Source organism: Gilliamella sp. wkB18 (assembly GCF_001690875.1).
Taxonomy (GTDB): Bacteria; Pseudomonadota; Gammaproteobacteria; order Enterobacterales; family Orbaceae; genus Gilliamella; species Gilliamella apicola_A.
Genome location: NZ_LZHM01000034.1, coordinates 1 through 13,626 on the forward strand (window position 1 = coordinate 1; position 13,626 = coordinate 13,626).

The window sequence follows — 13,626 nt, forward strand, 5'->3', positions numbered from 1 at the left end:
ACATCACCCTTCGGTATTTTTACAACCGAAAAAACGCCGAATAAAAGAATATGATTGGAACGATTTGCACGGTGTTATTATTCATAATATGTCACGTAATGCCTTAAGTTCAACCGTGTTAATGGTCTGCCAACCGGGCACGCACCAAGTGATAGATCATATTATGTTAGATCCTATGCGAGCCGGTGCAGGAAGTACATTTGTTTGGGGGTGGATCAATAGTTTTATGGTGCATTATAAATCTGCCAATATCGATGACGGTGAATATAAATCAGATCAAGAAGCGGAATTTAAAGCCCATAGGATTGAAGGTGAAGGCTGGCCCGAATGGATGGTCGAAGCGTTTAATGCCACATCGCAAGAAGAGCTCGCCGAAATCAAACAACGGCACCATATAACGGAATAACCCAGATGATTAAGGAATAAGGAATAATTATGCCATCAAAATACCGCCCACAAATCTTTGGTTGGTTTGGGGATCTAGATAAAGGTCCACGTTTAGTGCCCCTGCATGACGATCGCTTAAGCTATGCCAATAATACCTATTGTGCCTTTATTCGTCAGGATCACAATGATCAGATTTTTTATGCCTGCCTTTACTTTGTTGCTACTATTTTGGGAAGTATATTAACTTTAGATACGGTTATGTTTATTTTGGGATTCAATGTCTTTGAAGCTACCTGCAAGTGAAAGATGACTCAAAGAGCTACGCATTGAAAATCAAGGAAAGGTCGTTAAATAAGGCGCCCAATCGATGTGCTAACAGCCGATAGTATTTATCAATGGTATGGCGTTGAGTATTGTGTTATTGCCCACCCGACAATTCGTTAGCCCTTCCAGTTATTTAACGCATTAAATAATTCAAGCTATGGCAAATCAAGCGCTGCATTTTTGGTTATTTTCAGTATATAATTAAGAAAACTTAACAAATGGGGCTGAATAATGAGTAGCCATAATAGTGGAAGTTCAATTTCTGTTTCTAACCTTTTAGCTGCAAAGCCTATTTTTAGTTGCCAATTGGATGGAAAAGGTAATGCTAATCCCTTGAATGTAGACAATGAGGCTTCGGTACAGCAACCAAGTTGGATTCATTTAAATTTTGCTAATCCAGATACAATAAAATGGATAAACGAGACAAATTTAATCCCTGAACTGGTCAAGAATGAATTAATAAAACCGAATCAAATTTCTAAAGAAATTCGCTTTGATACAGGCATTTTAGTGGTTTTAAAAGGGGTTAATTTTATACCAAATGAATTACCCGATCCGATTGTTACATTTCGCTTTTATATTACAGATAACTTAGTTATTTCAGCACGGCACCAACAAATTGATGCTATTTCCCAATTGAAAAATAATTTAGAAAAAGGGATTGGTCCGGTTGATGTTGCTGATTGGCTAATTCAAGTATCTGAGTTAATCAGTGATCAAGTGAATTTATCTTTTAACAGTGTTCATAATAAAATTATTAAGCTCGAAGATTTAGTTTTAAATCAACGTATCTTTTCTTATAAAGAAATAGGTCGGGTACGTAAGCAATTGATTGTTTTACGGCGCTTATTATCACCGCAACGTGATATTTTTGTTAAGATTTCAACTGAAAGAATATCATGGATTGATGATAATGATCGTCAACGATTACATGATATTTCCAATCAACAAAATCACTATATATCTGACATTGATAGCTGTTTATTACGGTTAGCATCAATTATGGAGCAAATTAATAGCTTTTTGGCCGAATCGACCAATAAACGAATTTATTTGATGTCATTGTTTACCATTATTTTTACGCCGATTACTTTTTTAACTAGTTTGCTTGGGGTCAATTTAGCTGGTATTCCTTTTAGTGAGCAAGGATGGTCTTTTGTTGGATTAATGGGACTACTTGCTGTTATTTGTATTGTTTCAATTATTTGGCTTAAATATAAAAAATGGTGGTAAGTGGCGTGATTTTTTTAAAAGTAAGTAGAATATTATAAATGTTATAAAGCTGAAAATATGGATATTATTAAATCGTTATTTAAAGATATGCACTTAAAATGGATTCAAGCTTATTATCAAGACTGGATTGGCGATGAAATGTTAATTTTAACTTTTTTTTGGGTAATGCTTTTAAGAGCTAAATGCAACCAACTATTTGAATTTGAAAATAAATTTGGTTTGTTGATTCGATAAGTTTAACAAGCTTATGCTGTTTGGAATTTTTTAATGAATAATCATTTTTATGCAATTTAATCAGTCTTATCGTTTATTTATTGCCGAAAAGCCTAGTTTAGCAAGAGCTATTGCTGATGTATTACCCAAGCCTCATCAAAAGGGTAATGGGTTTATTAAAGCAAGTAATGGTGATGTTGTAAGCTGGTGTATTGGGCATTTATTAGAACAAGCCACACCAGAAGTTTATGATCCCCGATATAAAAAATGGATAATTAGCGATTTGCCTATCGTACCTGAAAAGTGGGTATTGATGCCGAAAGACAATACGAAAAAGCAATTTGATATTTTGGTGGAACTGATTAAATCAGCAGATCAGATTGTGCATGCTGGTGATCCTGATAGAGAAGGGCAATTATTAGTTGATGAAGTTTTAAATTATTGCCAATTATCCCCAGATAAACGCAAAGCAATACAACGTTGTTTAATCAGCGATTTGAATGCTAGCGCTGTTGAAAAATCATTACAGCAATTACGTAGTAATCAAGATTTCATCCCTTTATCAACTTCAGCATTAGCAAGAGCACGAGCAGACTGGCTTTATGGTATTAATATGAGTCGGTTGTGTACAATTGTTGGACAAAAAAATGGTTATCGCGGTGTGTTATCAATTGGGCGAGTGCAGACCCCTATTTTAGGCTTGGTTGTAAGACGAGATTTTGAGATAGAGCAGTTTGTGCCTAAACCATTTTATGAAGTCTTTGCGGTGATTCAAACTAAACATAATGAGCTTTTTAAAGCAAAGTGGCTGCCTAGCGAAGCTTGTGCTCCTTATCAAGACGAAGAAGGACGAGTATTAGTTAAGGCATTAGCAGAAAATGTTTGTAAAAGAATTAAAAATCAAATCGGTGTAATTGATAAAGTTAGCAATAAAAAGAAAGAGCTAGCTCCTCCTATGCCATTTAATTTATCTGCATTACAAATTGATATGGCAAAGAAAAATGGATTAAGCGCACAAGAAGTGCTCGATATTTGTCAATCGTTATATGAAAAACACAAATTAATAACTTATCCAAGATCGGATTGTCGTTATTTGCCAGAAGAGCATCTTAAGCAAGTGACAGGGGTAAAATCGGCAATTGAAAATAATTGTCCTGAATTAAAAACGGCGATTGATAATGCGGATTTTACTTTAAGAACAAAAATATGGAATGATAAAAAAGTTGAAGCTCATCATGCTATTATCCCGACTTTGCGTAAGGCTAAAATGGACAATTTGTCTAGCAATGAGAAAGCAGTTTATCAAGTTATTGCAACACAATATTTAGCACAATTTTATCCAGCTTATAAGTATTCTGAATTGCAAATTGAAGTTGATATTCAAGGTGGAAAATTCGTTTCAAAAGCAAACCAAATGTTAGATGCTGGTTGGAAAGTATTATTTGGAACCAAAAATAATCAAGCTGATTCCGTAAATGAGAGTAACGATAGTAACGCACTTTTAACCAAATTAGTTAAAAAAGGTGAAAATGTTCAATGTATAGATGCAGAACTTATCAGTAAAGAAACCCAACCACCAAAGCCATTTACGGATGCCACCTTGCTTTCAGCTATGACCGGTATTGCTCGATTTGTTAAGGATCCTGAAATCAAGAAAATATTACGTGAAACGGATGGTTTAGGTACTGAGGCAACAAGAGCAGGTATAATTGAACTGTTATTTAAACGTCAGTTTTTAACTCGTCAAGGTAAATCGATAAAATCAACACAAGTCGGTCGAAATCTTATATTATCGCTTCCTGATATTATGTCTATGCCAGATATGACTGCACATTGGGAACTACAGCTTGAGGAGATCAGTAAAAAAGAATTTTCGTATCAACAATTTATGATTCAGCTTAATCAATCATTACTTAATCTTGTCGATCAACTTAAAAATGCACAATTAAATATTCATACTTAATGTCTATTATAATAGGGCATTAAGTATGGCTGTATAGCAAGTCAATTATTTGATATGTGCAATTTTAATTTTTTATTGTTGTAATAGATGAGCAGTTATAATGAAAGAATTGCTGATGTAGGCAAAAGTTGTATTGATTTCACTATAGTTAGCTATATTGTGCACTTTCAGTGCTGTTTTTAAGCATTTACAAAGATTATTTTATATGACCCGTTGACTTATTTTCTGTAAGGGCGTATAAATTGCCCGTCTTTGAGCTTTTTCTTACTTTTTTAACTATAAAGGTCGTTAAAAATGAGGGTGAAGAAAAGTTGAAATCCAAAGCGCTGAGTTCAATTTACAGGAGAAATATGGACACTCAATCGGGTCACCCCAAAATGTGGGGAGATAAATTCAAACAATCATTATCGGTTATGAACTTGTCTAAATAATCATTTTTTCAGTTCACAAGCCGAATTGATAAACGGTAACGGTGAACGATATGCATTTTCTTATACGCTATCACACAAACGCAAAACATCAATGTGCACAAATGCTAATGTTGTGTCTATTGTATCTTTCAGAAAAACATTTAGAGCCACCGAGTTGTATCTAATTCTTAATTAATTTCTTTTTGCTAATTTATATTTATGCTCAGCAATAGCTTTTTTAGCTACTTTTTTGCTATGCAATAAATTCTTAGCTCATCATAAATTTTGATTTGCTTATTGTTATGTTGTTAACAATGAGTAGGCGTTTATTTGCCAAAATGAATATAGGTACATAAGATGACTAAAAATATTTCAAAAATTAAAAATCCAAATAATTTAGATGTGAAAGCTATCAGCGAAGCACAAAATAGCCTTGATAGTATTTTATCTAAATTTCAAACCAGCCTTTCAGGATTAACGCAAGAAAATGCAAAATCTAGAATTGAACAGTATGGTAAAAACGAAGTGGCTCGCGAAAAAGTGCCATCAATTTTAGTGCAATTATTAATGGCATTTAATAATCCATTTATATTTGTATTATTAGTTTTAGCTATTGTCAGCTTTGTGACTGACTATTGGTTACCTTTGCAAAAAGGCGAAGAAACCGATTTAACCGGTATCATCATTATTTTGACAATGGTATCGTTAAGTGGATTATTGCGCTTTTGGCAAGAGTTTAGATCTAATAAGGCAGCCGAAGCTTTAAAGTCAATGATTCGCACAACAGCCACGGTATTGCGTCGTGCACATAAAGATATGACCCCCGAACGCATTGAAATTCCATTAAGTGAAATTGTTCCGGGAGATATTGTTTATTTGTCCGCAGGCGATATGATTCCGGCTGATGTTCGTTTAATTGAATCACGAGATTTATTTGTTAGCCAAGCAGTGCTAACTGGTGAGTCAATTCCAGTTGAGAAGTACGATACATTAGGTGCGGTTACCCAAAAAACGAGCAATGTAGGTGCCACTGATATCGACAAAGACAATTTACTTGATGTCAATAATATCTGTTATATGGGAACCAATGTTGTAAGTGGTACCGCTACAGCCATTGTTATTGCAACAGGTGGGGATACTCATTTTGGAACATTGGCAAAATCAATTGTAGGATCTCGTGCTGAAACCTCATTTGACCGTGGGGTGAATAGTGTTAGTTGGCTTTTAATACGCTTTATGATGATTATGGTACCAATCGTTTTTGTGCTAAATGGTTTTTCTAAAGGAGATTGGGGCGATGCTGCATTATTTGCTTTAGCTGTTGCAGTTGGGTTAACTCCTGAAATGTTGCCTATGATTGTTAGCGCTAATCTAGCTAAAGGCGCAGTTGGTATGGCGAAACGTAAAGTAGTTGTTAAGCGGCTTAATTCCATTCAAAATTTTGGCGCAATGGATATTTTATGTACCGATAAAACGGGTACTTTAACTCAAGATAAAATTATTTTAGAACATCATCTTGATATTAATGGTAAAGTCGATCCTACAGTTTTAGAGCTTGCTTGGCTTAATAGCTATTATCAAAGTGGTATGAAAAATTTAATGGATAAAGCGATTATCCGCTTTACTGAAGAAAAAACCAATATGAAAAAGGTAGGAGTTGGTTTATACAAAAAAATTGATGAATTACCGTTTGATTTTGTGCGTCGTCGTTTATCGGTGGTAGTACAAAATGATAGTGATAACCATTTAATGATTTGTAAAGGTGCTGTTGAAGAAATGCTATCGATTGCAAGTCATGTTTATGAAAATGGCGAATATTTACCATTAGATGATAAACGTAAACAAGCATTAATTGCTTTAGCGCATGATTATAACAAAGATGGCTTTAGAGTGTTAGCGGTTGGTATAAAAGATATTCCCGCTAGCGAAACAAAAGCGCAATATACAGTACAAGACGAAACAGCCCTTGCAATTCGTGGTTTTTTAACCTTTTTAGATCCACCAAAAGAAAGTGCATTTGAAGCAATTTCGGCTTTAAATGAGCATGGTGTGGGTGTTAAAGTTTTAACAGGTGATAACGAAATTATTACTATCAAAGTGTGTCGAGAAGTCGGTTTAGAACCAGGTATACCACTACTAGGCACTGAAATTGAAAAAATGGACGATGCCGAACTTAAAATACAAATCGAACAACGTACTATTTTTGCTAAATTAACACCATTGCAAAAATCACGAATTATTCGATTATTACAAGATAATGGCCATACTGTGGGCTTTTTAGGTGATGGTATAAACGATGCGCCAGCACTTCGTGATGCCGATGTTGGGATATCTGTTGATACCGCAACTGATATCGCGAAAGAATCAGCCGATATTATTTTGCTTGAAAAGAGCCTAATGGTATTAGAGGAAGGTGTAATATGTGGGCGTGAAACCTTTGGTAATATCATGAAATACTTAAATATGACAGCAAGTTCAAATTTTGGTAATATTTTTTCAGTATTGGTTGCTAGTGCGTTTCTACCATTTTTACCTATGCTAGCGATACATTTACTCATTCAAAATTTGCTGTATGATATTTCACAACTCTCATTACCATGGGACAAAATGGATGATGAGTTTTTACAAAAACCACGTAAATGGGATGCGCTAAATATTAGGCGATTTATGATCTGGATTGGTCCAACGTCTTCTATTTTCGATATCACAACTTATGTATTGATGTGGTTTGTGTTTAGTGCTAACAGCATAGAAGCACAATCATTATTCCATTCAGGTTGGTTTATTGAAGGCTTACTTTCACAAACTTTGGTAGTACATATGCTTAGAACCCAAAAAATTCCATTTGTGCAAAGTACAGCTGCGTTTCCTGTTGTTGTAATGACTTTATTTGTTATGGCTGTAGGTATTTATATTCCATTTTCTCCACTTGGGAGCTTGATTGGATTACAGCCACTGCCATGGTTATATTTTCCTTGGCTTTTGGTAACACTATTTAGCTATTGTTGTGTTGCTCAATTAATGAAACGTATTTATATTAAGCGTTTCGGTCAATGGTTTTAGTTTCGCAAACTAATATATAAGCGATACTCAAGTCGCTTATATATGTAAAAAATTATTTAAATCATATAATTATAATTAGAAGGAAAATGAAATATGAAAACACCTCACAAAAACTTAATTGTCCTTATTAAAAGTCGAAAACTAAAAAAAGCAGAAAGAAAATTAGTAAATAAAGGCGTAAATTGAAAAAATATAAGTGTAATATAATTTCAAAATAAATAATTAGTATAATTATGTAAGTTAGCATACAATAAAAAACCCCAGTAATGGGGTTTTTTTATCTCTCTAAACGAATATGAAATTATTAAAAGAGATAATAACTAAATTTTTTAACAATATATTGGTAAGTTACAGTTTTAAATGGTTATCATTAGTTTTTCTTAAAATATCATAAATTTCGTCTTTAATTTTAAGTTTCTGTTTTTTCAATGCTTCTATTGTTTCGGTCGTATCAACAATAATTCCATTTTCAATATTTTTAATTTTTTGATCAAGTTCATTATGTTTATCAAATAATTTTTGAAAGCGGAGATCGGAATTTTTTAATTTTGATATTACTTCTCGGTATTCTGGAAACATAGCTACTCCCTAGTTAGGTTGAGTGAAATAATAACAATAGCAGTTATCACTATTTCAGCTTACAATATTATTGGCTATTTTAGTAGCAATTTTTATGAGGATTTAATCCATGAGTGAATCAATAGTTATCGCCAAAAGCAATGGTAAAGATTTATCTATTTTAGCTCCTTTCGCAAATCGCCATGGTTTGATCACCGGTGCAACAGGAACCGGTAAAACGGTTACTCTACAAAAAATGGCTGAAGGTTTTTCTCAAATTGGGGTGCCTGTTTTTATGGCCGATGTTAAAGGTGATTTAACCGGTTTGGGTGAAAACGGTATATTATCTGAAAAATTGCAAGCTCGGCTAGCAAATATGGGTGTTGACAACTGGCAACCCGATTCGTTTCCTGTTGAATTATGGGATGTGTTTGGCGAAAAGGGCATACCTGTTCGTAGCACTGTATCTGATATTGGTCCTATTTTATTAGGGCGCTTATTAAATTTAAATGATATCCAATCAGGGGTTTTACAGCTTGTATTTAAGGTTGCTGATGATAATGGTTTACTCTTGATTGATTTCAAAGATCTTCGTGCATTAATCCAATTTGTTGGCGATAATTCGAAAAGATTAACCACTCAGTATGGCAACATTTCATTATCATCAATTGGTGCAATCCAACGTGGTCTATTGGCGCTTGAAAATGATGGGGCAGAATATTTTTTAGGCGAGCCTAGATTTGACATTGAAGATCTGATGCAAGTTGATGATCAAGGTCGTGGAGCTGTGAATATTTTATCTGCCAATAAGTTATATAATTCGCCTAAATTATATTCTGTTTTTCTGTTATGGTTACTATCGGAATTGTTTGAACGTTTGCCTGAAACTGGGGATCTTGATAAACCAAAATTAATTTTCTTTTTTGATGAAGCACATTTGTTGTTCAATGATATTGCGCCTGCACTTTTAAATAAAATAGAACAAGTTGTTCGTTTAATTCGTTCTAAAGGCGTTGGAGTGTATTTTGCAACCCAAAATCCTACTGATATTCCAGATACAATATTAGGTCAATTAGGTAATCGCGTACAACATGCATTACGCTCTTTTACTCCTAAAGATCAAAAAGCCGTAAAAGCGGCTGCACAAACAATGCGAGCCAATCCAAGCTTCGATACTGAGAAAGCAATCATGGAATTAGGAGTAGGTGAAGCACTCGTATCGTTTTTAGATGAAAAGGGAAGCCCTAATATGGTTCAACTCGGGTATGTTATAGCCCCTTGTTCAAAAATGGGGATAATGTCATCTCAAAAACAATTCGATGTGATTCAGCAATCAAAATTTTATAATAAATATTCACATGCCATTGATCAACAATCCGCTTATGAAAAACTTCAAGATGGTTTTTCATTTGATAATTTAGCTGATTCAGATGTGAATAATTTTGATAAAAAAGAGACTAATAGCTCAACAAATCAAGAAAGTTATGGCGGAGTGTTCGGTTTTTTTAGCTCATTATTTTTTGGTCATAAAGGCACCAAAGGTAAATCATATGATGGTATTGCTCAAAAAATAGCTAAAAACACTACACGGCAAGTTGTAAATCAGATAAGCAAGCAAATCACCCGAGGTATTTTAGGGGGATTTAAACGATAAATTAACTTTTTTACCTTTGTTCATTTAGGATTTTAAAAACAAACTTAATTAATAAAAATAAGCAAAATAGGAGTATTTGCAATGCTTAAACTGTTTGTTAATTGGTATAATAGGCAATTGAGTAACCCGCATGTGGTTTCGCTATTGGTTGTTATTATCTTTATATTTTTCATTATTTATTTTTTTAATAAAATATTACTGCCTATATTAATTGCTATTGTGCTTTCTTATCTACTTGATACTCCAGTAAATTTTTTATATAGAAAAAACATTCCTCGAACGCTTGCTGTTGTCATTGTGTTGTTTTTATTTATTCTAGTTGTGCTTGCAGGAATTATGATTTTGCTGCCTTTAATTTGGCAGCAAAGTATTAGTTTGATTAAAAATATTCCACAGATGTTAGAGTTTTCCAATAATTTTTTAACTTCATTGCCAGAACACTATCCTGAGTTAATCGATGTCGGCTTATTTGATTCTATTATTCAGGGTATTACTAATAAAGTTGTGCAAACTGGAAATTCTTTATTGCAATTTTCAATCGTTTCTTTACTTGGGTTAGTTTCGGTTGTTATCAATGCGGTATTAATACCTGTTATGATGTTCTTTCTTCTAAAAGATAAAGCTAAAATATGGGGATATTGTTCAAAAATTTTACCTAAAAATCGTACTATTTTAAAACAAGTTGCGGCGGAAATGGATATGCAAATATCCAATTATATTGTAGGTAATGTTTTACATATCATCATTTTAACTGTGTGTGTTTATATTCCATTTGGGTATTTTGAGTTAGATTATGGATTATTACTTGCAGTGATCGTAGGCTTATCTGTTCTTATTCCTTATATTGGTATTATTATTTCAAGTATTCCTGTAGTTTTAATTGCGCTATTCCAGTGGGGATTAACTGCAAATTTTGGTTATTTAATTTTTTTCTATATTTTAATTCAAACATTAGATGGCAATTTGCTAGTTCCATTTTTATTTTCTGAAAAACTCAATCTTCATCCTTTAGTGATCATTTTAGCAGTCATTGTTTTTGGCGGTTTATGGGGTTTTTGGGGGATTTTCTTTGCAATTCCTCTTGCAACATTAGTGAAGGCAATTATTAATGCATGGCCTAAACCAAAAGAAATTAATAATTTTTAATTAAAGAAAAAAGCAGATTACTTAATAATCTGCTTTTACTCGAATCAATTTGATTGATTTTTAAGGTAATCTAAAACAATTTCATGATGATTACTTGTCTTAAAATTATCAAATACGTGTTCAATTTTTCCTTCTTTATCAATCAAAAAACTAATACGATGAATGCCATCGTAAGTTTTACCCATAAATTCTTTTTCACCCCAAACGCCAAAAGCTTGGGACATTTCATGATTTTCATCAGAGAGAAGGGTAAAGTTTAACAGCTCTTTTTCTGCAAAACGTGATAGCTTTTCAGGTTTGTCAGAACTAATACCAACTATTACTACATTATATTTTTTGAATTCATCAGCGCAATCTCGCAAATTACATGCTTGAATAGTACAACCGGGCGTCATTGCTTTTGGATAAAAATAAATCAACATCCGTTGACCCTTGAAATCTTTTGAGCTGATTAACTCTCCATCTTGGTCTGGCAACGAAAATTGAGGTGCTTTTTCACCTTGTTTTAGTGGATTAACCATAAATATATTACCCATGTTAATAGTTTAATATTTTAATCGCTTTTGATATTACTAACTTATATTACTAAAAAAACGTTTTGCTGCATCAATTGTGTGATTGATTTCGTTATCTGTATGCACCAGTGACATGAAGCCAGCTTCGAACGCTGAAGGGGCAAAATAAACCCCTTCAGTTAGCATATGATGATAGAATTTTTTGAATAATTCAATATTACAATTCATCACATCTTGGTAGCTGGTCACTTCTGAGGCATTTGTAAAGAATAATCCGAACATGGCTCCTGCGTGGTTTACTAAAAATGGAACATTGTATTGCTTAGCAGCAGATAATAATCCATTTACTAGTGTTACGGTTTTTTCTTCTAATTCTTGATAGATACCAACATCCATGAGTTTTGTTAATGTGGTATAACCTGCTGCCATAGCGACAGGATTTCCTGAAAGTGTACCAGCCTGATAAATTGGTCCTGTTGGGGCTAATTGTTGCATTATCTGAGTTCGACCACCAAATGCTCCAACTGGCATTCCGCCGCCAATAATTTTACCCAAACAAGTAAGATCAGGTACGACATCATAATAATCTTGCGCTCCACCAAGTGCAACTCTAAAGCCTGTCATGACTTCATCAATAATTAAAAGAGCACCATACTTATCACATAGCGCTCTTAAACCTTGTAAAAATTCTTTTTTTGCTGGAACACAGTTCATATTTCCTGCTACAGGTTCAACAATGATTGCAGCAATATCGTTAGGGTATTTTTCAAATTGTTTTTGAACTGATTCAAGATTATTATAATCACAAACTAAAGTGTGTTTTACAAAATCGTTTGGCACGCCTGGAGAAGTCGGATGACCCAAAGTCAGGGCGCCTGAGCCTGCTTTAACCAATAAGTAATCAGCATGCCCATGATAGCAACCCTCAAATTTAATAATTTTATCACGTCCAGTAAAGCCACGAGCAACTCTTATGGCACTCATTGTTGCTTCTGTTCCTGAATTAACCATACGTAACATTTCAATAGATGGCATAAGCTCAGTAACTAGATTAGCTACTTTGGTTTCAATTTCAGTTGGTGCGCCGAAACTTAATCCATTATGAACAGCATTAATTACTGCGTTAGCAACATCAGGATCATTATGTCCTAAAATCATAGGTCCCCAAGATCCAACATAATCAATATAGGCTTTTTCATCAACATCATAAATATAAGCTCCATTTGCTCGTTTTATAAATAATGGAGTTCCGCCAACCCCGTTAAAAGCTCGTACAGGTGAATTAACACCGCCAGGTAATACTGATAATGCTTGGTTAAATAATTTTTCTGACTTTAATGAGTTTGTAAGCATGTTGTGATCCTTTGACAAAATTATGTGGTATTTATTCATAGAATTGAAAAAATTTCAAGGTAGCTATTAAAAAATTAAGCAATAGCATTTTTCATTTTGTAATTTCTTTTTTGAGCAGTATATAATACGTAAATCCAGATATTAGGAGAATAAAATGAGTGATGCTTTACCGATTAACTTTACAGATGCTGCTGCAAATAAAGTGAAATCATTAGTAACCGAAGAAGAAAATCCAAATTTAAAATTAAGAGTTTATATCACTGGTGGTGGCTGTAGTGGATTTCAGTATGGTTTTACATTTGATGAAAAAGTAAATGAAGACGATCTATCTATCGAAAAAAATGGTGTATCACTGGTAATCGATCCAATGAGCTTACAATATTTAGTTGGAGGTACCATTGATTATGTCGAAGGGTTACAAGGTTCTCGCTTTGTGGTAGACAACCCGAATGCAATTACAACTTGTGGTTGTGGTTCTTCATTTAGTGTTTAGTATTGTAAAAAGACTTAATAAATATCTATAATTACAGTAAATCATAAATTTACTGCTGAGTTTTTTTGTTTATATACATTTTTCATTACATGCTATTTAGAACATAAAATTGTAGCCTTTTTAGTATATAAATTTTGTGTTCTTACTTACTCATCAATGTCAATTTTGTATTAATTTTACTATTTAATGAAAAGTTGACATATAATTTTGATAAGACTATTTATTAGACCTAATAATTATAAATATTATTTTTATCTAATCTATTGTTATTTTAAACGGTTAAAAAGATAAAAAGTAATTAGCTTCTTGTTATA

General features: G+C 33.3%; 12 protein-coding genes. 9 read left to right on the forward strand and 3 right to left on the reverse strand.

Translation table 11 applies throughout. The features are described from left to right. The 6 genes from A9G48_RS11510 to mgtA all read left to right on the forward strand — a co-directional run. Positions 1-406: DUF6708 domain-containing protein (locus A9G48_RS11510; RefSeq protein WP_218057782.1), on the forward strand; the 406-nt coding region annotated here is incomplete at its 5' end. A 29-nt stretch (positions 407-435) separates the two neighbouring features. Next, positions 436-690 (forward strand): hypothetical protein, encoded by a 255-nt coding sequence (locus tag A9G48_RS02735; protein WP_065575753.1) that lies wholly within the window; start codon positions 436-438, stop codon positions 688-690. Between the two features lie 252 nt (positions 691-942). After that, positions 943-1,944 (forward strand): zinc transporter ZntB, encoded by a 1,002-nt coding sequence (zntB, locus tag A9G48_RS02740; protein WP_034945967.1) that lies wholly within the window; start codon positions 943-945, stop codon positions 1,942-1,944. A gap of 57 nt (positions 1,945-2,001) precedes the next feature. Continuing rightward, complete coding sequence (locus tag A9G48_RS11515) at positions 2,002-2,178, forward strand: hypothetical protein (RefSeq protein WP_155268324.1); 177 nt, start codon at positions 2,002-2,004, stop codon at positions 2,176-2,178. A gap of 49 nt (positions 2,179-2,227) precedes the next feature. After that, the gene (locus A9G48_RS02745) at positions 2,228-4,120 is read left to right on the forward strand and encodes a DNA topoisomerase III (RefSeq protein WP_051825230.1); all 1,893 of its coding nucleotides are present in this window, start codon (positions 2,228-2,230) and stop codon (positions 4,118-4,120) included. A gap of 767 nt (positions 4,121-4,887) precedes the next feature. Next, the gene (mgtA, locus tag A9G48_RS02755; protein ID WP_065575754.1) at positions 4,888-7,593 is read left to right on the forward strand and encodes a magnesium-translocating P-type ATPase; all 2,706 of its coding nucleotides are present in this window, start codon (positions 4,888-4,890) and stop codon (positions 7,591-7,593) included. A 348-nt stretch (positions 7,594-7,941) separates the two neighbouring features. Here mgtA and A9G48_RS02760 read toward each other — a convergent pair whose 3' ends face one another. Continuing rightward, the gene (locus tag A9G48_RS02760; protein WP_034945960.1) at positions 7,942-8,172 is read right to left on the reverse strand and encodes a YdcH family protein; all 231 of its coding nucleotides are present in this window, start codon (positions 8,170-8,172) and stop codon (positions 7,942-7,944) included. 109 nt (positions 8,173-8,281) lie between these two features. Here A9G48_RS02760 and A9G48_RS02765 point away from each other — a divergent pair, with 109 nt between their 5' ends. Then, positions 8,282-9,805 (forward strand): helicase HerA-like domain-containing protein, encoded by a 1,524-nt coding sequence (locus A9G48_RS02765; RefSeq protein ID WP_065575755.1) that lies wholly within the window; start codon positions 8,282-8,284, stop codon positions 9,803-9,805. A gap of 81 nt (positions 9,806-9,886) precedes the next feature. After that, entirely contained in the window at positions 9,887-10,951 is a 1,065-nt protein-coding gene (locus A9G48_RS02770; RefSeq protein WP_034945954.1) for an AI-2E family transporter, read from the forward strand. A 44-nt stretch (positions 10,952-10,995) separates the two neighbouring features. Here the strand turns inward: A9G48_RS02770 and bcp are convergent, their stop codons facing one another. After that, complete coding sequence (bcp, locus tag A9G48_RS02775) at positions 10,996-11,472, reverse strand: thioredoxin-dependent thiol peroxidase (protein WP_034945951.1); 477 nt, start codon at positions 11,470-11,472, stop codon at positions 10,996-10,998. Between the two features lie 51 nt (positions 11,473-11,523). Continuing rightward, positions 11,524-12,819: a glutamate-1-semialdehyde 2,1-aminomutase gene (gene hemL, locus A9G48_RS02780; RefSeq protein ID WP_034945948.1), complete on the reverse strand. Its 1,296-nt coding sequence runs from the start codon at positions 12,817-12,819 to the stop codon at positions 11,524-11,526. 154 nt (positions 12,820-12,973) lie between these two features. On the opposite strand from hemL, the gene erpA reads away from it, so the two are divergent. Further along, the gene (erpA, locus tag A9G48_RS02785) at positions 12,974-13,312 is read left to right on the forward strand and encodes an iron-sulfur cluster insertion protein ErpA (RefSeq protein WP_034945944.1); all 339 of its coding nucleotides are present in this window, start codon (positions 12,974-12,976) and stop codon (positions 13,310-13,312) included. The last annotated feature ends 314 nt before the right edge of the window (positions 13,313-13,626 follow it).

Coding starts and splice junctions, on each gene's coding strand:
- A9G48_RS02765 (WP_065575755.1), top strand. CDS start 8,282: ATGAGTGAATCAATAGTTATCGCCAAAAGCAATGGTAAAGATTTATCT.
- zntB (WP_034945967.1), top strand. CDS start 943: ATGAGTAGCCATAATAGTGGAAGTTCAATTTCTGTTTCTAACCTTTTA.
- A9G48_RS02745 (WP_051825230.1), top strand. CDS start 2,228: ATGCAATTTAATCAGTCTTATCGTTTATTTATTGCCGAAAAGCCTAGT.
- bcp (WP_034945951.1), bottom strand. CDS start 11,472: ATGGTTAATCCACTAAAACAAGGTGAAAAAGCACCTCAATTTTCGTTG.
- A9G48_RS02760 (WP_034945960.1), bottom strand. CDS start 8,172: ATGTTTCCAGAATACCGAGAAGTAATATCAAAATTAAAAAATTCCGAT.
- A9G48_RS02735 (WP_065575753.1), top strand. CDS start 436: ATGCCATCAAAATACCGCCCACAAATCTTTGGTTGGTTTGGGGATCTA.
- A9G48_RS02770 (WP_034945954.1), top strand. CDS start 9,887: ATGCTTAAACTGTTTGTTAATTGGTATAATAGGCAATTGAGTAACCCG.
- A9G48_RS11515 (WP_155268324.1), top strand. CDS start 2,002: ATGGATATTATTAAATCGTTATTTAAAGATATGCACTTAAAATGGATT.
- mgtA (WP_065575754.1), top strand. CDS start 4,888: ATGACTAAAAATATTTCAAAAATTAAAAATCCAAATAATTTAGATGTG.
- erpA (WP_034945944.1), top strand. CDS start 12,974: ATGAGTGATGCTTTACCGATTAACTTTACAGATGCTGCTGCAAATAAA.
- hemL (WP_034945948.1), bottom strand. CDS start 12,819: ATGCTTACAAACTCATTAAAGTCAGAAAAATTATTTAACCAAGCATTA.